We start from the raw sequence: 19,991 nt of genomic DNA, 5'->3' as shown, positions 1-19,991 counted from the left end.
ATCCGATTGACATCAATTCTGCCACGGACAATAATCTGCACTCTTCTTCTACATGGTGCCTTCATGCCAGCATCACCGCCGACATACAATATCGTATTGCTTACGACGGACCCGTCCGTCCATGCTCAAGTTCAACAGATCTTTACGGATTCCTCCATCAGCATATTCCGTGATGCAGCCGCCTTCCAGAGCGAATCATCGAACCATCAGCAGGTGGATGTCCTCATCGAGGAATTATCCGGCACACCAGGCGCGGTCGCTCCACGGCCCGAGCATCTTGATTTCACTCACACGCTTTTCATTCAAGGTTCGCGCGCGGTCTTACGACAAGCCCTGAATCTGATCCAAACCGTACTCACGCCAGGCGGCCCCCAGTTGAGTAAAGCCCGGGACGGGTCTCTGGAAAATTACTTGGAAGTCAAAATGGGTGAATTCGTCAAGGGGATGCGCAACGGCTCCGCAAGGAACCTTCACCCGATCCTTATCTCCGCCGTCGAGCGCCCTCTCATCACATCGGCGCTGCAAGAAACACGAGGTAACCAGATTCAGGCGGCCGCGTTGCTTGGACTGAACCGGAACACGCTGAGAAAAAAGATCGTGAATCTGCATATCCCGCTGAAACAGACCAAGTTACGGGCGAATCGTAGTGCATGAGTGTGCCAATGCAGTGTCACCGGAGTCATTTTCTCCATTTCTTCACTACCCATTAAGGAGGGACATGATGACAAAGGAAGAGCTGATCGCGAAGATGGCCGCCTCGGCGGGAATCACCAAGGTCGCGGCGGGAACCGCCCTTGAAGCATTCACCGGTGCAGTGACCTCCTCACTGAAGAAGGGACAACGTGTCTCCCTTGTCAATTTTGGCACCTTTACGCTTTCCAAGCGGAAAGCACGAATGGGAAGGAACCCCAGAACGGGCGAGTCACTCCGGATTCCGGCGGCAAAAGTGCCCAAGTTTTCAGCCGGAAAAGAGCTCCGCTCCGCAGTAAAGTAGATTTTTTCTGGGTGCCGGCGAGAGGAGAAAGAGAAGGTGGTGGCTCCTTCAGGTTCCTGAAGGGCGACTGTCTTCTCTTTCGTTTTCTTGACAGTATCCTCGGGGCTATATTAGCATGCCTCCTCTTCTTGATAGGCGCGTAGCTCAGGGGGAGAGCGCTACCTTGACACGGTAGAGGTCGACGGTTCAAGACCGTCCGCGCCTACCATAGTGAAACATGAACGGTTGGGTTTGTCTTGACCGACGCTCACCCGCTGTCATTTTCCTCGTGCGCTCGGTTGTGTAGTAGACTCGATGAAGATTGCTCTCAAGGACGGCCACAGTACCGATACGAAAGCGGGCGACACCGCAGGGACCGCGCTTTCTTCTTTGGGGGTGTCGGGGCCGGATGTGCTCGCAGCCAAGGTGGATGGGGCCGTGGTTGACCTGTCACGACCTCTTGCCGGTGGTGTCCTGATCGAACCGCTTCGATTTGATAGTGCAGAAGGGCGGGAGGTCTACCGCCACAGCAGTACCCACGTCATGGCTCAAGCGGTGAAAGAGCTGTTCCCTTCAGCTCAACTGACGATCGGTCCTGCGTTGGACGATAGTTTTTACTATGACTTCGCCTTCGAGCGTCCCTTCACGCCGGAAGATCTGGAAAAGATCGAAGCCCGTGCAGCAGATATCATTCAACGCAACCTCCCCATTACACGGAGGGAGTTCTCCAAGCAGGAGGCCATCGATTTCTTCACATCTCGTGGTGAACAGTACAAGGTTGAATTGATTCAAGGATTTCCCGATCATGAGCCGATCACCGCGTATACGCAGGGTGATTTCGTGGATCTTTGTCGGGGTCCCCATCTGCCAACGACCGGCCATATCGGTGCCCTCAAGTTGCTCAACATTGCCGGTGCCTACTGGCGCGGGGACGAGCGGAACCCGATGTTGCAGCGGATCTACGGAACCTCTTTTCCGACCAGAGCCGAGGTTGATGCCTATTTGGCCAGGCTGGAAGAGATTAAGCGTCGTGATCACCGAAAAGTCGGGAAGGAACTGGACTTGATCAGTATTCAGGATGACATCGGCCCTGGTCTCGTGCTCTGGCATCCGAAGGGGGCCGCAGTCCGCCTGTTGATTGAAAACTTTTGGCGCGAACAACATATTCGCGACGGGTACAACCTGGTCTACTCCCCTCATACGGCCCGCCTTGATCTTTGGAAAACCAGCGGTCACCTCGATTTCTATCAGGAAAACATGTTTCCGCCCATGAAGCTGGAGGGTAGCGAGTACCAACTCAAACCGATGAACTGCCCGTACCACATCATGATCTATCAGTCTCACCTGCGAAGCTATCGAGATCTTCCCATTCGATATGGTGAGCTTGGCACCGTCTACCGGTACGAACGGACCGGGGTCCTCCACGGCCTCATGCGAGTGCGGGGATTCACACAGGATGATGCCCACCTCTTCTGCAGACCTGATCAGATGGAAGTGGAAGTCAGCCGGGTACTGGATTTTACATTTTTCGTGCTTCAAACATTTGGGTTTACTGAGTTTGAAGTGTTTCTCTCCACCAGACCGAAGGAATCGGTCGGCGGCGATGAGCATTGGACATTGGCCACCAGCGCCTTGGAAGCCGCATTGAAGGGCCGTCGGATTGCCTTTCAGTTGGATCCTGGGGGCGGGGCGTTTTACGGCCCCAAAATCGACATTAAGATCAAAGACGCGCTCGGCCGCTCATGGCAATGTTCCACGGTCCAGGTGGACTTCAACAATCCCGAGCGGTTTGATTTGAGCTATATCGGAGAAGACGGGAAGGCCCATCGCCCGATCATGATCCATCGTGCCCTGATGGGATCGATTGAACGGTTCTTCGGTATTCTGATTGAGCATTACGGCGGCGCCTTTCCGACCTGGCTGGCACCCGTACAAGCAGTGGTCATCAATATCACTGATCAGCAGCAGGACTATGTCAGTGCCGTTGTGGCACAATTGAAAGCAGCCGGTTTCAGGGCCGAAGCAGACCTTCGGAATGAAAAGATCGGATTCAAGATTCGCGAGGCCGAAAAGGCAAAGATCCCGTTCATGTTGGTGGCAGGGAATCGAGAAGTCCAGAATGGCACGCTCTCAGTCCGAGGCCGAAGTGGAGCCACGTTAGGGACCATGACGGTGACCGAGATCGTGAATCTGTTGCAATCCGAGCTCAAGCATACCCGGCGAGAGCTTCAACACACCCACTAAGAGAGAGGTGGCCTATCGTCCCCAAATTACGTGTGAATCGTGAAATTCGAGTCCGAGAAGTTCGTGTCATTGGTCCAGAGGGAGAACAGCTCGGTATCCTTCAGACAGCGGATGCCTTTCGCCAGGCCCAAGAGACTGGCCACGATTTGGTGGAAGTCGCTCCCACTTCGGTCCCTCCAGTCTGTAGAATTATGGACTTTGGGAAGTATAAGTATGAGCTGAGCAAAAAGGATCATCAAAACCGGCGTCACCAAAAGTCCACGCAAGTGAAGGAAATCAAGTTGCGCCCACGAACCGATAAGCACGATCTTGAAATCAAAGTCCGACAGATGAAAACGTTTTTAGAAGAGGGAAACAAGACCAAGGTTACCCTCACCTATCGTGGACGAGAGATGGCCAACCAAGAGATGGGGCGCGCTGTGATGAACTCCGTCATTGAACAGTTGGCACAAGCCGGCACGATCGAGTATGCTCCCCGTATGGAAGGACGCAGCTTGATCATGATCGTCGCTCCGAAACACTAACGTACAGTGCAGCGATTGCTCAACTAAAGGAACCTCCCACATGAAAATGAAGACGCATTCAGGAACAAGTAAACGATTTACCAAAACGGGAAGCGGCAAGATTGTCCGCCGCAAGGCGGGCAAGCGGCACATCCTGACCAGCAAGCGGCATGACCGAAAGCGCCGCTTGAGCGGAACCACCGTGGTGGACTCCACGGTTGTTTTGACATTGAATCGACTCCTGCCGTATGCATAGACGGCGATCGTGTTGTGTTGTGAATTTCAGGACCCAAAAGGAGCAATGAATCATGCCTCGCGCAAAAGGTGGACCAAAAACGAGAGCCCGACGGAAAAAACGGATCAAGCTGGCGTCAGGCCAGTACGGCGGGAAAAGCCGGTTGTTCCGTTCAGCAACGGAAAGTGTTGATAAGGGACTGACCTACGCCTACACCGGTCGAAAAAACCGGAAGCGGGATTTCCGGCAGTTGTGGATCGCTCGTATCAGCGCCGCAGTGCGGAATCACGGACTGACCTATAACCGGTTTGTCAACGCCCTCAAGAAGGCCAATGTGCTGTTGGATCGAAAGGTCCTTTCAGATATGGCCATCAAGGACGCCACCGGGTTTGAGAAATTGGTCGGTCTGGCCAAGCAGCACGTGCCCGCAGCAGCATAATCTCACATAGCAGCGATTACCGGATACAGAAAGAAGGGGGGCAACAGAACGTTGCTCCCCTTCATGAATGTTGCAATGCCCGTGTTGGATAGGGCCGACTGAGCAACGTCCGGTAGGGCTGCTCATCCTTCGACGATCAGTTGCGACAGATTGAGATCAAAGGCCACGACCGGCATGGTGATTTGCCAACGCTCCAGTACTTCGGGATGGATCTCTCCGATGATGCCGACGGGCTTGTCGGCAACGAGAATACGTCCGGCACGGCCTTCCAAGAACGACGGGTGCGGCACCGGCTCCAACCGGTACTCCTTCCCTAAGTAATAGAACAGCGTATCCAGGCACGAATGAATCTCCGAAAAATGTGCGGCGGCATGGGCGATGACTGCCCCCAGAACAGTCTCGGTCCGAGACCCCGCCTCGTGAGTAGCGTCTGGAATAGCCACATCGCCGGCTTCAAACAGACGATGCGGATAAAAGGCCCGACTCGAAGCGGCTTCAATGCGTAACAGCGAGGGCAAAATCCATTGCCGTAGGCAGGAGAAGTTCAAGGTCATTACATTATCGACCTTGACCATCTGCCCCCATTCCGTCTCGTCAATTCGCATATGCCCGGAATACTGTTCCGGCGAACCAAGGATATTGGAGATAATCTCCTGAAAGCCTAATCCCACCATCAACTCTCGGGCGCGATCGGAAACTTGTTCAATACGGGATAATCCGCCCACGGTAAACTGTGCCGGCATGACTGGCGTAAACTCCGCATACCCACGGCTCATCGCGACATCTTCCACCACATCCATCGTGTGCATCAGATCCTGTCGATAGGGCGGGAGCTTGACCCGAACAGATCCCTTCCCAGCAGACACTTCATAGCCGTACACCTCAAGCGCTTGTTGGACGACCTTGATGCCAAGTTCTTGGCCAAGTGCCTGCTCGATTGTATGGATCGGAATCGTCTTGCTCTTCTTCAAATCCTGTGGCGTGGTCACGCGTTTGCCCAAGGAGGTACGCGTGGAGTACTCCACACGGATCGGCTCAATCGTCGCCCCCCGGTCGGCAAGGTTAGCCGCAAAAATGTTCACGGTCAGCACAACCATCGGCAAGTCAGTTCCAGTGACTTCGACGAACAGCTGATCGTCACCCACCTGCACTTCACCGACCTCTCGGCTATTGATGATCGGCGGGAAGGACAACGGTTGGTTGGCCGCGTCCCGCAGGATCGGGACACGGCTCGCTCCAGCCAAAACTCCCCCATATTCCAATCCCTTGGGATGGACCATGAGCATCTCCGCCAGGGTCATCACGGTCTCCATTCCCAATGGGGTAAACCGAGCCTCACCGGGTTGCACCAATTCATAGGTCACCGGGAAGGTAATCTTGGAGAGTTGGTAGATACCGATAGAAACTGTTTTTCGTTTATGGCCGAAGATCTCGGCCAATTTTTCTTGTGTTTGAATCAACTGGGCCAACCCCTGCGACGTCACCTGATAGCCCCTGGCTGCGCAGGCAGCCACGTATGGGCGGACCTGTTCCATCCCAGGCTTTACCACGATTGTTGCTTTGGGCTTTGTCTTCCCCGTCAAGAAGGGATACTGCGCAATCTTCCCCTGTTGCTTGATCCGAATCTGCCGTGCGATCCCCTCGCAACACCACAAATCCGGTCGATTGCTGTCTTGTAGTTCGATGCGCAATTCTCCGGTATCGGGATTGTGGCCCTTGAGTTCGCCCTTCACGAGCATCAACCACTCTTCCACTTGCTCAATCGAGACCGTGCGATTTGTGGCACCAGTTCCCTTCAACAGCGATTCGAAATCGTCTTTGAAAATGGTGATCGTGGGCATGGCGGTAACTAGAACAATCCTCGGGTGGTCCGAATCAACTCTAGGTTATCGGTGAAGAGCTCTCGAATATCATGGATCCCCAAGGCCACCATCGCCATTCGATCCAGCCCGAGCCCCCAGGCAATCACGGGTGCTGTGACGCCAAGCGGCACGGTCACTTCCGGACGGAATAAGCCGGCGCCTCCAAGTTCCATCCAGCCCAGACGAGGGTGGCGAACGTGGAGCTCAACGGACGGCTCGGTAAAGGGGAAATACGCGGGCACAAACTTGACCTCTTTCGCTTGCGCCACCTCATGGGCAAATAAATTGAGCAACCCCAAGAGCGTACGGAAGTTGATGTCCTCTCCAAGCACGATCCCTTCGACTTGGAAAAAATCCGTCGCATGGGTGGCATCGACTTGATCATAGCGAAAACATCGGGCGATCGAAAAATATTTCCCGGGGATATTGGGCGAGGCCGCCAACGTCCGTGCTGAAACCGCGGTCCCCTGGCTGCGCAACACCAGGCGTTTGGCGCGCTGCAGATCAAATGCATAGCCCCACCCGGAGGAGCCGGTCTTGCCGCCGTGTTCATGCACCTGCCCAACCTTGGACAGAAGGGATTCGTCCGCCATGACAGCATGAGTCGGTTGTTTCACGAAATAGACGTCATGAATGTCGCGGGCTGGATGGAATTGCGGCATGAATAACGCGTCCATGTTCCAAAACTCGGTCTCCACCAGGGCTCCACGCATCTCTTGGAATCCCATGCTCACGAGCTTCGCTTTCACCGTATCCAAGAACTCTCGATACGGATGTTTTTTCCCGGTTCCAACACGCGGCGCCCGAAGACTGATGGTGTATTTCCGGAATCGCTTCTGGCGCCAACTGCCGTCCTTGAGCAGTTCAGGGCTCAGTTGTGAGACTTCCTCCACCAATCCCTGATTCATCAATTGCTCGACCGCGCTGGCCCCGGATGGAGACAAGACAAACGAGCGCGTCACACGTTCATCGACGCGGAAAGGCTCCTTGGCATTCCCACGCTTCACCGAGTAGTCTTCGATCAGCTGTTGACGCTCGGGGGAAAAGCTGGTCAGCTCTCGACAGGACCCGTGAACCTCTTCCAAGAGCGGCCGGAGCGCGTCGGCAGTCGGGCTCGAACGTCCGGTCGTCTCAATGCAGCCGCCCTGGATGATCAGCAAGACGCCTTCCTTTTTCAACCGTCCTACGGCTTTGCTGACATCGGAGGGATCCAATCCCGGTTGGGTTTGGAGATCGCCGATCGTAAGTCGCTTTCCAGTTCCGGCCGCGTCACGTGCGGCCGCCAAAATGCGTTCGATCGGGGCGGCTGCTTGATGATACTCTTCACCGATTTTTGTGAGTGAGACGACCGGCGTGACGATTTCCGATTGAATCTCGATCAAGCCCTTCGCCAAGAGCCACTCAACCGCCATACTGAGTTGCGACGGCTCCAACTCCGCAGCCACGGCTAAGTCTTCGCTCTTGAATGCGGCAGCAGGTTGACGCGCACTCATAGTCATTAGGACTTTGATTTCGAGAGGATGCAGGCTGTCGATGATGCTGGAGATATCCACGCTCAATGACCTATCGATTCATTGCCGCAGGCGGCGTGGATGGACCGGCTGTCTGAGCGGCCGCCCGCAGCGCGGCGATCGTCGCCTTGTAATCGCGTTGAGAAAAGATCGCTGACCCGGCAACCAACGTCGTGGCACCGGCGGCCACGATTTCCTTTGTATTCTCCACCTTCACACCGCCGTCGACTTCAAGCAGTGCATGGCTGTTGATCTGATCCAGCATGGCTCGCGCGTCGGCAATTTTCTTGAGGACCGACGGAATGAACTTTTGCCCACCGAATCCAGGATTGACGGACATGATTAAGACGAGATCGACATCGCCCAGGATGTCTTGGAGAGAGGAAATGGGAGTGGCCGGATTCAGGGTCACCCCTGCCTTGATCCCCCGTTCCTTGATCGATTGTATCGTGCGGTGGAGATGCGGACAGGCTTCAACATGTACGGTCAGATAGTCGGCCCCGGCCTCGACGAAATCAGGAATAAAGGCATCCGCATTGGTGATCATGAGATGCACATCAAGCGGGAGCTTGGTGACCTTTTTCAGACTTTCAACGATGGGCGGGCCCACCGTCAAATTCGGCACGAAATGGCCGTCCATCACGTCCACATGCAAGAGATCGGCGCCGGCCTGCTCCACGGCGGCGATTTCTTCGGCCAATCTGGCAAAATCGGCGGAGAGAATCGATGGGGCGATAAGGACCGGTTGCGCCATTAGTTCATGTTCCTCAGACGAACGGCGTAGAATCCGTCCATTCCGACGCGATTACACATGGTGGAGAGCGCCCCCTGCTCAGTCACAAAGGGAAGCGCAGTGGGAGGAAGCCAGGGAACCACAGATTCACGCATCCATCCTGGATAGGCCTTGCAAAACCGGCTGATAACCTCTTCGGTCTCCTCTGTTTCTGTCGAGCAGGTACTATAGACCAGCACGCCGCCGGGCCGCAAGCAGGGAGCGACCGATTCAAGGATCTGACTCTGTAATATCTGATGTCGAGCGAAGGTGGATTCCAGGCACTGACTTTTCGATTCCGGATGGCGCCGCAAGACGCCAAGTCCACTGCAAGGGGCATCGACCAGAATACGGTCGAACATGGGCAATCCGGCATGACGAGAGCTCGTCATTTCCAACGGCCAGTCAGCAGGCCGCCTTGCGTCACTCACGATGGGGACAATACAGTGCAACCCCAGCCGCCGACAATTGTCTCGGAGCAGTTCCAGCCGTGAGGCCTTGAGATCCAACGCGACAATTGTTCCTTGATCGCCCATAAGTTCGGCAAGATGAGTGGCCTTCCCTCCTGGAGCGGCACAAACATCTAGAATCGATTCACCGGACTGAGGGTCAAGGATCGGTGGAATGAGTTGTGCGGCTTCGTCTTCGACATAGTAGTCCCCAGTCTCAAACCCTGGAAGCGAGGAAACATCTTGTCCCTTGTCCAATCGCACCCCCACCGGACTAATAGCCGATGAGTGGGCTCCGATTCCGGCTTGCGCGAACAGTTCCAGGAGACCGTCCCTCGTCAATCGCATCCGGTTAACCCGAAAGGTCAGTGAAGGGATTGCGCTAGCCGCTACACAAGCTGATTCCGCCTGCTCATATCCCAATCGTGCCAGCCACCGCTGACTGAGCCACAAAGGGATACCGTAGCTGATCGAAAGATATTCACTTGGATGAAGAGCGGGATCCGGCAAAGTCGGGACAGGCAACCGGATGAGGTTGCGCAAGACCGCGTTCACCAAGGCACCCCAGTCCCGTCCCAACTGTTTGGCGGATGCCTTGGCCAGCTCGACGGCTTCGTGGACCGCAGCTGACGCGGGGATACGATCGAGAAAGAGCAGCTGATAGGCGCCGATCCGAAGCAACATCTGCACCAGGGCCGGAAGTCGATGAAGAGGCTTGGTGAGTACTGCCCCTAGACGCCAGTCAAGGGTCTCCTGTCTTCGAAGAACTCCATAGACAAGCTCCATAATCAGCGCCCGGTCACGTGGGTCTGAAACCGACTTCACCCGTTGATCCAGTGCCTCATCAAGAGCACGATCACCTCGTTGACTTGCAAGCAGGATAGACAGCACGACAGACCGAGGTGAATGGTTTGTGGAACTCGGCAGCGTGCGTGGGTCTGGCATGGGAGGTTTGAGGAGGTCCAGCCGAGGTAATTAATTACCCGACCAAGGTGATTGGCGGTGGACCCAGTTGTTGTCCAACTGTCACCCGGTGACCGGCCAGGAATTGGGCCACCGCCATGCGCTTCGAATTAGCAGTTTGGATTTCGCGGATCTCAAGAAGCCCATCGCCGGTTGCCACCACGATCGACTGTTTATTCACGGCAACAATCGTTCCTGGGGTATCAGTAGTCGCAGTCCCCTGTAAGACCGCCTTCCAAATGTTCCAACGCTCATGACCCAGAAACGTATAGGCCCCCGGCCAGGGAGAGAGCCCTCGCACCCGATTGGTCAGTGTCTTGGCACTCAGCGTCCAGTCAATCAGACCGTCTTCTTTTTTGAGGAGCGGGGCCATGGTCGCCTGCTGATCGTCTTGCTTCGTTGGCACCAATGTCCCGGCTTTCAGCTGGACAAGTGTCTCGATGAGCAGTCGTCCACCCAGTGCGGCCAGGCGTGGCGCCAATGTCCCGGCCGTATCATCAGGAAGAATCGCCAATTTCGCCTGCAGTACCATGGCGCCGGTATCCATGCCTTCGTCCATGAGCATCGTCGTAATGCCCGTCTCGGTCTCGCCGTTGATGACGGCCCATTGCACCGGAGCGGCACCGCGATATTTCGGCAAGAGCGATCCATGTACATTCACACAGCCCATCGGAGGAAGCTGAAGAATCGGTGTGTGCAAGATACGGCCGTACGCAGCTACCGCAATGACATCCGGCTGCCAGGATGACAAGGCTTGCAAAAACTCAGGTGTTCGAATCTTGAGCGGCTGCAGCACTGGAATACCGGCACGTTCTGCCACCAGTTTCACCGGCGGTGCAACCACCTGATGGCCCCGTCCCTTCGGACGATCCGGTTGACACACAACCCCTACTACTTCATCGCCTGAGTTCAGAAGTGCTTCGAGCGATGGAACGGCAAAGTCGGGTGTGCCCATGAAGACGATACGCATAGCTTGGCTTTATCATCGTGATGGGCAGAATGCAATCAGGCGACCACGAAACTTGACTTGTCATTCAACGCTTTGTTAGTCTCCCTTCGCGGGGTGGAGCAGCCTGGTAGCTCGTTGGGCTCATAACCCAAAGGTCAGAGGTTCAAATCCTCTCCCCGCAACCAACCTTCCTCGTTCGTCTCGAGCACAAGCCCGACACAGAAACCAGCAACAGAGACTACCGAAGCGAATCGAAGCGCAGTTCGCTTGATCCCTCGCCTCGCCCGACGCCTTTTCGCCTCCCGACCCATACATGAGTAGAGCCATCCAGCCAGCGAGTGTACTGATAATTACGGCTCACCCGAATGCCCTCCCTTGGAATTTCCTCTTCGAACACGTCCAGTCGTAGTCCGGGCTTGGGCGTCAGGATCCTACCTTGTGACCGGTTGAATTGTGGTTGGCCATTGGCATCCAGCATCGCTGCGCGCCGCAAGCGAACGGCGCGTGAGCCGCTGATTTGCACGGGCACAAACGGAATCCAGTAGTCTGGAACGGTCGAAGCAAGCTCATAGCGGAGAGCGTCCGGCAGTGGAATATCCGGCACCTGTGGGATCGCTCGCTCATAGTACGCATCATGCCGATTCAACGGCCTCCCAGTAGGGCCATCCACCACCCGCTCCACACCCCAGGCCATATTCGCCATCTCATCGCGGAAGAGCACCACCTCTTCGATCGGTGGACCTTGCACGTTCTTCAGCACCACTGGCGGCACGAATAGGACTGGAGGGGCGTTGGAAATCGAGGATGGCTGATCAGAAGTCAGCTGAAACATACGCCACGGTTTTCCACCAGGTACGGAGTTCGGTACGGCAAAGCGTCCACCAAACGTATCCGTAACGATCAGCGACCGGATCATGCAGAGGGAACCGGCTTCGAGTTCTACCGGAACTACAAACCAGTCATTGCCGAAACTTGTGGCAAACTCAACGAGCAACATGCGCGCAAGATCCTCTGGTCCGGTGTCGACTGCACCGAAGTGCACTTGTGCATCCTCAAATTCCCACCAACGCTGGGCTGGCATACCCCGGAAGCTGACTGGAGCGGGAATCGTCGTACGTGTGACCGTGTTGGGTGGGGCATCAGTAACCGCGCCCAGTTGCGGGCCACCGATATTGAACGCATACCAATCCAACTGCCCCTGCGTATACTCACGCGCCACCAGAGTCAGTTCTCTCGATGACGTGCGCGCCGAGACAGAAAAGGCGTACTCCATTCGCTCGTCGACCCATGCTGAATCATTCTTATCCACGTCAGCGAACAACCCGTCATACCAACGCAACCACTCGGCCACCACTGCTTTTACGGCTTCAACATCCCCGGATTCAATGAGTGGGGAGGTAGGAAGATCGGGACGCAACTGCTGGAGATCAGCGGCAAGAAGATCTCCATCCAGCGCACGGCTGGCCAACAACTCGAACATCCGGATGCTCGCTGCATCGAACTGCGCGCGCTGCTCCGACGTCAACGGCGCAATACCGTATCGCCGTACGTACGCTGCGCGATAGCTCTGACTGAGCGATCGCTGTGCAAGCAATCGAAGGAAGTGAAGGCCGGCATCCACGGCCAGAACCAGCCGATGTGGTTGCCGCACCGGCTCCTGTTCCACCAGTGTTTCAAGCGGCAGCTTCTGGCCGTCGTAACGGCGCCCTTGCACCTTCGTCGTCGGAACCCCCGGATGATAGCGTGTGATGTTGGCCGATTCCGCCCGCAGCCGCGCGGCTACGGGTGATCCACTATCGGATCCCTGAAATTCGCCCATCTGCCACTGGCGCCCGAGCAGCCACAGAGGATCCCAGACACGGGCCTGGATCCCCTCGGTCTCATCCTCGACTCGGACTTTCGGTTCAAGACGAATCCAACTGGTGATAGAAGGCATATCCGTTTTTCCTTAGCGTGTCAGCTTCGTCCAGTCGGTTGAGATCGTCTCGTCTTGGGCATTTGACGCAAAAAACAACGCAGGCAGAAAATGGTGAACTTCCTCGAGCACCTCAGGATCCACCACACGGAGGCGAGCCAGGTCCAAGGTTTCGATCAATACCTGCTGCAGGGTTTGCGCCGTCCAGGTGTGATCCTTGCCCGGAGGTACGGCGATGAGGATTGATTGTGGCGGCGAGGCGTCCGGTTGATCATACTGAAACGCGACACCCGTCGTTTCCGTAGGATTCGGCACGGTTTCGATCCATTCATCGACGAGTAAACCCGTCAGAGGCTCGTGGGGGTTGAACGGTGCATCCATCTGTGCGACCAGCGATACCACGCCTCCCGAGATCGGATTGCCTCCCGCCACAGGCAGCCCGACCCACCGGTCATTGTCACGCAGCGGCAATTGGCCTACACGAAGCGCAAGGGTCACGCCCGTTCCGAGCACTTCGGCATACCGCAACGCGTCTTCCAAGCGCGACAACGGTTCACGCACACGCGCAGCTCGATGCAACCAGGTAACCGCTTCGTTGGGATCATCACCCTGCAGCTTCAGACTGTCGGCCAACGTCTGAGCCAGCTCGTCCATGTTGGCCGGACGAAACGCCGGCATCACCACGAACGAAGCTCCGAACACTTCTCGCAGGGCGGCTCCGGCGTCCGGCGCAGCTTCTGCCCGTTCGAGCCGGTTCATCGCTTCGCGTTCCACTGAGCGGGCCTGCGTAATCAGATCGGCTCCCGTCGGTATTGCTCCGGCGATGCCAAAATGGGCCATCTGCAGCAGGGATGCGCGAAGGTCGCCATTGGGATCTTTGAGCTGACTCACTGCGCTACGGAGTGCCTCTGTCGCACGGATCGCCCGTTGCCGCAGCTCACCATCATCGATCCCGCTCGGCACCGCCGCTCCGCCGCTGGGAGCCAGGTCACGACCCTCCGCACCGCGCGATCGTGCGATGAACTGCCGGACCGCACGAATCAATTCGAGGAACTCGACGCCGCTGAGGTCTTGGATGTTCCACGCCGGATCACGATCGAAGTTCACGCGCAACGCCCCTTCCGGTCCCAAACCAGGGTTCCGGCTCATCGCCTCCAACAAGAGACGCTGCTCAAACTCGGATCGTGTGACCTCACCGCTGCTCTCTACCCCATACACAAAGTCCAGCGGCGACAGGCCGAGTTGACTGAAGCGCAGTTCATGGGTCTCGAGGATCGTGCCATTCACCTCGTCTACCTTTTGGATGCGACAGCGCACCCGTGACGGGTCACCCACCAGTCGTCCGACCCATGCATCCAAATGCGGCGCCGCATCGCCGCGATAGGGATGCCGTCCCCGAGTCCATCCCGGCGCGGCCCGTATCTGGCCGCCGAACAACACCAGCACCCGATGCGTCAGGGCAATGCCGCTTCTCGGCGTCTCGACCACATCGAGTTCGGGAGGACGTGCATCGCCCCGCGCCACAGCGTCCAGCGTAGCCGATGCGCGTGATGGATTACCCTGCACGGCCTGATGCACACTTTCGGCCATCAACGCGTCACTCACGGCATCGATCATATCGTCCAACGCCGACAACTCCGTGCGAAGGGCCTGCAGTTCGGCTGCCGTGCTCGCGGGCAATTTGGCGAAAAACGCCGCTTCGTTCACACCCACGGCTTGCCGCCATACGCGTTGCAATTTCAAGCCGTCGACGACGTTGTTCGCAGCGACCACTTCAACAGGCACGTCGTCGGCTGAATCAAGCCTGAGAGCCGTCAGTGGTGCGATTTCTCGAAACGGCTTGATGAAACGGTCGAGCTCCAGGCCAGGATGCCCCTCATGCAGGCCTCGTTCAAACCGATAGCCCAGCAAGGCACCGAGTGGCTGACCTTGGCGTACTCCGTCCAGTAGCCACTTGGCCAAACGCACACGTTCCGATGTAAGGTCGATCGCCAACAGCCGGCCTGATTCCACGTCCTGGTGCGTGAGATGTCCGCTGCGCAGCACGGCCGCGGTTGCCGCCTGCGTGAGCGACGGCGCATGAATCAACCCAGGATTGCCCGGAAGCATAAACACCGGAGGACTCGACTCTTCCGGCACGGTCGCGGCAAACGAGGGTGCCGGTCCAGGCTTCAGATTTTCTACCCACCCATAGGCGCCGAGGAACACACCGGTCCGATTCACCTGTCGCATGGCCGCCAAACGTCTCGTGGCAAGCGATGTAATCCACGCGTCCAGGCGGTAGGAGCAGAGATCAAGCGTACCGGTCATCAACCGTTCCAGCCCGGTCACGTGAAGACCTGAGAGATGCATCAGGCTGGTGCGAAATGCTCCGAGCTGCACCACATCGTCATCATCGAACGACCTCAATTGTTGGAGAAAGACCTCAAGCGGCAGCGGCGACACCGCCGGCACCACGGTGGCGAGTTGCTTCATCGCCGTGAACACTGTCGAGCCTGGTTCCACATCAATGATTTCCGCCTCGCGTCGTTGCGCCTGTGTCATCATCCCTTGAGAGAGGAGAATGTTTGCCGCAGCCTTGCCGTACTCCAGCAGCGCCGCATGCCGAAGCAGGACATAGAGCAGACTGTTCGGCTTAGGGTCAGGAAACGCCTCCATCCGGATTCCTGCCACGGACGTCGACAGCAGCAAGTCGATAAAATTCGGGGCGAGTCGCGTGTCGGTTGCCACCTCGCCGGGCTGGACGAGTGCCGCTTTCAGCGGTATATCGACTCCGGCATAGACGGTTTGATTCAGCCGGGTGTTTGTTCCCGCAAACCCGAGTGCCTCCAGAGAGGCACCGACAAGCTGGTTGTGCTTGGCCCACCAACCTGGTCGATCGAGATCGATCAACTGAAATTGCCAGAGATTTTGAAAGTAGTGCCGACCTATCGCAGCTCGAATGGAGTAACTTGAAGAGGTGGCCTCCAACCGAAGCACATTTCGTAAGTCATCCTCCGGGTTCGTGCTGGCCCCCAGACGCGGGGCTCGCTCGGCGCACCGCCGCCAAGCAGCTCGAAGTTTCATAAGGATCGACACCAGCGAGGTCAGAAGAGAGGTGCCAGCCCCATCCGCGCTGCGCGGCTTCCACAGGTCGAGGGAGGTGACGGGCAGAATGCCATAGGGCTGTCGCCCACAGCGAATAGCAGGAAGCGGCCCTCCAGCACGAACGTACTGGATGAAATGCTGTCGCGCCAGCTCAATAGTCTCGTCGGCCTCGGTCTCCGACATCGCAGGGCGCATCATCTGCTCCAGATAATACCCCCAGGTCGGCTGCCAGAGTGCGGTATTCATGTGGTACGCATCGACCGACTCCGTCAATCCCGCACGCTCTATGCGTTGGAACGTCTTGTCTGGAAGGCCAAAAGCCTTTGCCAACAGGCCGCCGTTGGAGTCTTGGCCAAGGGCCTGCATCTGGTTCGCGTGAAAGCTCGACTCGTAACCGGCATCAAAAGAACTGAACCCGCTCGATCCCATGGAACTGTTGTTCGAAGGTATCCCAGGTTCGAGAAAACTCAAGCCCTGCGTATAGCCCTGAGCGGAAAGCAGCTCGCTCAACCGCAATGCCGAGTCTTCGGCCGTCAGCGATCGTTTCACACCGAAGACCAGTAAGCGGTCGAGGTGCGATATGCCGGCTGGCAGTACCAGTTCCAACCCCATCCCCACGAGAACAGCCTCGTCGTAATCGATCATCCACTTCATGCCGGCGTCGATCGGCGGCTGATCGTCAACAGGCGTAACATCCGCATCGGGAGAGGGTCCCACCGGCAACGGATCTGGAATCTTGCCACCTTCGGCCACAGCTACCACGGCACCACCCACGTATCCGACGGCCATCCAGTGATCCGGCAGTACGCGTGTCCAGGGAGCCCTTGTCCAAGTTTCCGTTTGGATCTGCAACTGCGGAGGTTGCTGGAATCGGGGCGGCGGATTCAGCGGCTGATTCTCTGCGATTGGACCGTCGGGCCGGTCCTCAGAGTTCAGGGGATGCAGCTGCCAGGCAATCCACGAAGCGCGTTGCGGTTCATACCGTTCGGCGAGTTGGCGCCACGCCGCCTTCCGCCGCTCTTCGTCATTGCCCGCTCGCCACAAGGACTGCCAATAGTGCCGTCCCCATTCAGCTTCATCGCCTGTGAGGCCGGATTCGTGCGTATCGACATGAATCGTATCCGGATAGACACGAATCCGAATCGTATAGGACTCAGGCACCGCCGGGAAGAAACGTGTTTCAATCCGCACGGGAAATAACACCAATGGCCGGTCGGCGGGAAGCAGCAATGCCGTGGGAAGAGAGCTCATGGACGCTGCCCTTTCATCGGCTCAATCAGGTCGTTCGCGTGAATCGCAATGCGGACTGGTCGCTGCGCGGTCACACACGCCATATGCGCCGAGTTCGCTCCCCAGCTGATGCCCGGAGGTTCACGGATCGCAGACGTATCGGGCAGCGCCCCTGTGACTGAGACATGGGTCAGCTTATCGAACGCCGCGCGATCCTTCGCCAGGTGGCCCCAGCTCAGGTCGTTCCACGTTGCCGGCTTGGGCATGGCTTCGGCAAAACCCTCCGGTTTATCAAGGCCGAAGCGCGGTGCCGTCGGCTGCTCCTGGATGACAAAGAACCACCCTGGATCAGTCGTGTCGCCGAGCGCCTCGGCACGGGAAAGATCGAAACCAAGGAACGTCACATCCGGATCGAGTGAACCACGGAAGATCGGATACTGCTCCGTGGGACCAGGCACTCGCCGCACACCGGACATCACCGCTTTGGCCGCATAGATGACCGTATGCGGATACCGGCGCAGCAACTCGCCGCGAATCAACAACACCAACGAAGCCTGCCTCAGACCAGGCTCAGGATGCTGGCCCAACGCTTTCCGCCAGCGATGAATCGGCTGAATCTGGCGAGCCTCGGCCGGATTCGCTGCCGCCCAAAACTGGCGAAAATATGTCCCCCGTTGGTCCGTAGGAAATTCGCGCCATAATAGCTCACGTGCCATCTCCGTACTCAGCCCTGCCATGAAGGCTTCGACAAACACCGGATTTGTCTGGAGGACGGCGACCGTGTCGGGCGGGACGTGCTCCAAACCAGGCAAAAGATAATCCGACGACAGCTCACGCAACGCTTCATACATCGGACGGGGAAACTCCGGCGCCGTCATGATCGGCTCGAGCGGATCTTCACGCTCCGCATGCATCGCCGGCATCGACGATCGAATCCGCGAACGCATGAGCGCCGGAATCGTAGTCGTAGGGTTCAGTTGCGCCAGCAAGGCGTCCTTGATATTCCCCAACACGAGGGGAGACTGAAACGCGACAAGTCCCGGCCGAGGCAGTCGCGCTTCATGCGCCGCCGCCGCAGAACGGAAGTTAAGGAATACCGGATGGTGGCCGGTACCGGCGTCACCAGCGCGGCGCCGTTCCCAGTGGCCATCCAACAGCGGTGCGCCTTCTGCCTGCAGAGTGAATATCCAGATGAACGCATTGCCGGGCGGCTGGGGATCGAACCCCTGAGGATTCGCGCCGAAGGTCCGCACCTTGGCCTTTGGGTCCGGCAGTGATGCAAACACCGCATCTGATACACCTTCGATCGTCACCATCCCTGGATTTGCAACGGAGAAGACCAGCGGCATGTGCAACGAGCCATGGAGAAGATGCGTGCCGGTTCGCCTCAATACGGGACCGCGTGGACGAGCGGCCTGGCGCATCGCCGGGGCCGCCGCCAGCCAGCGAACCGTGCTCCTGACAACCTGACTCTTCAGTGCCAACGTCGACGGCGGGGGAGCGCCATTCGGTACGGACACCGCCTTCATGCGGGCGTGCGCCGTTGCCGTCATGCGTACGAGTGTCGGCTCCGGCATCCGGCTGAAATGCCGCTGATGCAACGACTCCGTAACCGATCGCGCAAGTTGCGCCTGCCGCAGCAATTCATTCGCCCGCTGGATTTCTCCCACCTGCTCCCACGCCGCCGCCATCAGCGACTCCTGATCTCGACGGATCACATCCGCGCCCAACCCCGCCGCTGCCCGATGCCGCGGATCGAGATTGAGTTCATGCAGCCAGAGCGGCTGACCGCCGGTCAGCTCGACACGGTCCTTCCCCGCTTGCCATCGTCCATACATCGGCGGAGCCACCACGGGATCCGTTGCACCGTGCTCCAGTGCCTCAGCCGGCGAATTCACCACGGCACGAAGCGTCGCTTGAAAGGCCGCCCGCGGCACCGCCTCCCACTCGGCAGGTTTGGCATCCAGATGTTTCAACGCCCCTTCCAAGGCCAAGAGAGCACCGGGCACATCGGGCGTGAGCTTCGGCAGACCCAATCCGGCCTGCCCGATGAAAAGGTCCCGCCGTCCGGCCTTTTCCGGCAGCGGACGTGCCTTCAGCAGGCGCACCAGCGACTCGAAGTCCATCGGTGGACCGGTGCGAAATTCCCAATGATGATAGACAGGCAGTGCGATGTCCGCCGGTGCCTGATCACCGGAGAACCACGCAGGTTTCGAGTCCTCGGCTCCGGTGTCGGACAATCCCAAGCCAGCCAAACGCCCCGTTTCGAATGTCGGAACGACACACGCGATGTAGTCCGAATCAGACTCGAGCTTGCGTGGGCACATCAACCGTGAGAGATTGAGCGCCGGCATCGCCAGACCTTCCTCCGGCGATGCCGAATCCGACCGGCCTGCTATTTGCGCGTGCCCCCATGCCCAACTTTCAGCAAGGTCCGGCAATTCCACCTGGGGCAGTGCGGGACTCTTGATCTCCAAGAGAGGCAACACCGTGCCGACTCGAAGCGTGACGCCAATCTGTTTCCGAACGACCACCAGACAAAGCCAGGGGAGAAGGCGATCCTTGGCGTCAGCCTGGCCGGGAGTAAAGAGCCAGGGAAAATCTGGCCGGTCGAACTCAACGGCCGGGAATTGGAATGGATTAAAGTCAACCGTTCCCGGATGCGGTTCCATGCGGATGATCTGCTGTGGATCGATACCGGCCACCCTGCCTGGACCGATTAACCGTATCGGCATGGTCACATCGGAATCGTTCACCTTGAGCTTCACTTCTACCGAAGCGCCGTCGACAAATTCGGCAGCGGCCCCTTGACGTACCCACGGCAGATACCGAAGCGCAGCAAACTCAGATTCCGACATA

14 protein-coding genes and 2 tRNA genes are annotated in these 19,991 nt (G+C 57.7%); 8 read left to right on the top strand and 8 right to left on the bottom strand.

Annotation, left to right across the window (positions count from 1 at the left end; translation table 11 throughout):
• Positions 1-63 precede the first annotated feature (63 nt).
• The 7 genes from ACMTNU_RS13055 to rplT all read left to right on the top strand — a co-directional run bounded on the left by ACMTNU_RS13055 (position 64) and on the right by rplT (position 4,394).
• Positions 64-654, top strand: coding sequence for a helix-turn-helix domain-containing protein (locus ACMTNU_RS13055; RefSeq protein ID WP_413935696.1), 591 nt, complete (start codon positions 64-66; stop codon positions 652-654).
• A 67-nt stretch (positions 655-721) separates the two neighbouring features.
• Positions 722-994: an HU family DNA-binding protein gene (locus ACMTNU_RS13050; protein WP_086424796.1), complete on the top strand. Its 273-nt coding sequence runs from the start codon at positions 722-724 to the stop codon at positions 992-994.
• Between the two features lie 133 nt (positions 995-1,127).
• Positions 1,128-1,202: transfer RNA gene (locus ACMTNU_RS13045), tRNA-Val, on the top strand.
• An 86-nt stretch (positions 1,203-1,288) separates the two neighbouring features.
• A complete protein-coding gene (gene thrS / locus ACMTNU_RS13040; RefSeq protein ID WP_413935695.1) occupies positions 1,289-3,217 on the top strand; it encodes a threonine--tRNA ligase in 1,929 nt (642 codons plus the stop codon).
• 32 nt (positions 3,218-3,249) lie between these two features.
• Entirely contained in the window at positions 3,250-3,741 is a 492-nt protein-coding gene (gene infC / locus ACMTNU_RS13035; RefSeq protein ID WP_245630884.1) for a translation initiation factor IF-3, read from the top strand.
• A gap of 40 nt (positions 3,742-3,781) precedes the next feature.
• Positions 3,782-3,976: a 50S ribosomal protein L35 gene (rpmI, locus tag ACMTNU_RS13030; RefSeq protein ID WP_413935694.1), complete on the top strand. Its 195-nt coding sequence runs from the start codon at positions 3,782-3,784 to the stop codon at positions 3,974-3,976.
• 52 nt (positions 3,977-4,028) lie between these two features.
• Positions 4,029-4,394 carry a 50S ribosomal protein L20 gene (rplT, locus tag ACMTNU_RS13025; protein ID WP_086424793.1) on the top strand — a complete coding sequence of 122 codons (366 nt, stop codon included), beginning with the start codon at positions 4,029-4,031 and terminating at the stop codon, positions 4,392-4,394.
• 122 nt (positions 4,395-4,516) lie between these two features.
• Here the strand turns inward: rplT and pheT are convergent, their stop codons facing one another.
• The 5 genes from pheT to fmt are packed head-to-tail and all read right to left on the bottom strand — an operon-like array spanning position 4,517 to position 10,921.
• Positions 4,517-6,235, bottom strand: a complete 1,719-nt coding sequence (gene pheT / locus ACMTNU_RS13020) for a phenylalanine--tRNA ligase subunit beta (RefSeq protein WP_413935693.1) — start codon at positions 6,233-6,235, stop codon at positions 4,517-4,519.
• Positions 6,236-6,243: 8 nt separating this feature from the next.
• Positions 6,244-7,809, bottom strand: a complete 1,566-nt coding sequence (locus ACMTNU_RS13015; protein ID WP_413935692.1) for a phenylalanine--tRNA ligase subunit alpha — start codon at positions 7,807-7,809, stop codon at positions 6,244-6,246.
• Between the two features lie 10 nt (positions 7,810-7,819).
• Complete coding sequence (gene rpe, locus ACMTNU_RS13010) at positions 7,820-8,521, bottom strand: ribulose-phosphate 3-epimerase (protein WP_413935691.1); 702 nt, start codon at positions 8,519-8,521, stop codon at positions 7,820-7,822.
• Positions 8,521-9,933, bottom strand: coding sequence for a 16S rRNA (cytosine(967)-C(5))-methyltransferase RsmB (rsmB, locus tag ACMTNU_RS13005; protein ID WP_413935690.1), 1,413 nt, complete (start codon positions 9,931-9,933; stop codon positions 8,521-8,523). The genes rpe and rsmB overlap by 1 nt, the downstream gene beginning before the upstream one ends.
• A 34-nt stretch (positions 9,934-9,967) precedes the next feature.
• Positions 9,968-10,921 (bottom strand): methionyl-tRNA formyltransferase, encoded by a 954-nt coding sequence (fmt, locus tag ACMTNU_RS13000; protein WP_413935689.1) that lies wholly within the window; start codon positions 10,919-10,921, stop codon positions 9,968-9,970.
• An 87-nt stretch (positions 10,922-11,008) separates the two neighbouring features.
• Here fmt and ACMTNU_RS12995 point away from each other — a divergent pair.
• Positions 11,009-11,085, top strand: a tRNA-Met gene (locus ACMTNU_RS12995).
• Positions 11,086-11,138: 53 nt separating this feature from the next.
• Here ACMTNU_RS12995 and ACMTNU_RS12990 read toward each other — a convergent pair.
• The 3 genes from ACMTNU_RS12990 to ACMTNU_RS12980 are packed head-to-tail and all read right to left on the bottom strand — an operon-like array spanning position 11,139 to position 19,990.
• Complete coding sequence (locus tag ACMTNU_RS12990) at positions 11,139-12,836, bottom strand: hypothetical protein (RefSeq protein WP_413935688.1); 1,698 nt, start codon at positions 12,834-12,836, stop codon at positions 11,139-11,141.
• 12 nt (positions 12,837-12,848) lie between these two features.
• Positions 12,849-17,153, bottom strand: coding sequence for a hypothetical protein (locus tag ACMTNU_RS12985; protein WP_413935687.1), 4,305 nt, complete (start codon positions 17,151-17,153; stop codon positions 12,849-12,851).
• Positions 17,150-19,990 carry a hypothetical protein gene (locus ACMTNU_RS12980; protein ID WP_413935686.1) on the bottom strand — a complete coding sequence of 947 codons (2,841 nt, stop codon included), beginning with the start codon at positions 19,988-19,990 and terminating at the stop codon, positions 17,150-17,152. The genes ACMTNU_RS12985 and ACMTNU_RS12980 overlap by 4 nt, the downstream gene beginning before the upstream one ends.
• Position 19,991: the final 1 nt, after the last annotated feature.

The organism is Nitrospira sp. BLG_1 (assembly GCF_047338595.1).
In the GTDB taxonomy this organism is placed as follows: domain Bacteria; phylum Nitrospirota; class Nitrospiria; order Nitrospirales; family Nitrospiraceae; genus Nitrospira_D.
This window is presented reverse-complemented; position numbering and strand designations above follow the sequence as displayed.

What these genes read in the sequence shown, in the direction of transcription:
- ACMTNU_RS12980 (WP_413935686.1), bottom strand. Translation starts at nt 19,990, where the DNA reads ATGTCGGAATCTGAGTTTGCTGCGCTTCGGTATCTGCCGTGGGTACGT.
- rsmB (WP_413935690.1), bottom strand. Translation starts at nt 9,933, where the DNA reads ATGCCAGACCCACGCACGCTGCCGAGTTCCACAAACCATTCACCTCGG.
- fmt (WP_413935689.1), bottom strand. Translation starts at nt 10,921, where the DNA reads ATGCGTATCGTCTTCATGGGCACACCCGACTTTGCCGTTCCATCGCTC.
- ACMTNU_RS13055 (WP_413935696.1), top strand. Translation starts at nt 64, where the DNA reads ATGCCAGCATCACCGCCGACATACAATATCGTATTGCTTACGACGGAC.
- rplT (WP_086424793.1), top strand. Translation starts at nt 4,029, where the DNA reads ATGCCTCGCGCAAAAGGTGGACCAAAAACGAGAGCCCGACGGAAAAAA.
- ACMTNU_RS13050 (WP_086424796.1), top strand. Translation starts at nt 722, where the DNA reads ATGACAAAGGAAGAGCTGATCGCGAAGATGGCCGCCTCGGCGGGAATC.
- thrS (WP_413935695.1), top strand. Translation starts at nt 1,289, where the DNA reads ATGAAGATTGCTCTCAAGGACGGCCACAGTACCGATACGAAAGCGGGC.
- ACMTNU_RS12985 (WP_413935687.1), bottom strand. Translation starts at nt 17,153, where the DNA reads ATGAGCTCTCTTCCCACGGCATTGCTGCTTCCCGCCGACCGGCCATTG.
- pheT (WP_413935693.1), bottom strand. Translation starts at nt 6,235, where the DNA reads ATGCCCACGATCACCATTTTCAAAGACGATTTCGAATCGCTGTTGAAG.
- rpmI (WP_413935694.1), top strand. Translation starts at nt 3,782, where the DNA reads ATGAAAATGAAGACGCATTCAGGAACAAGTAAACGATTTACCAAAACG.
- ACMTNU_RS12990 (WP_413935688.1), bottom strand. Translation starts at nt 12,836, where the DNA reads ATGCCTTCTATCACCAGTTGGATTCGTCTTGAACCGAAAGTCCGAGTC.
- rpe (WP_413935691.1), bottom strand. Translation starts at nt 8,521, where the DNA reads ATGGCGCAACCGGTCCTTATCGCCCCATCGATTCTCTCCGCCGATTTT.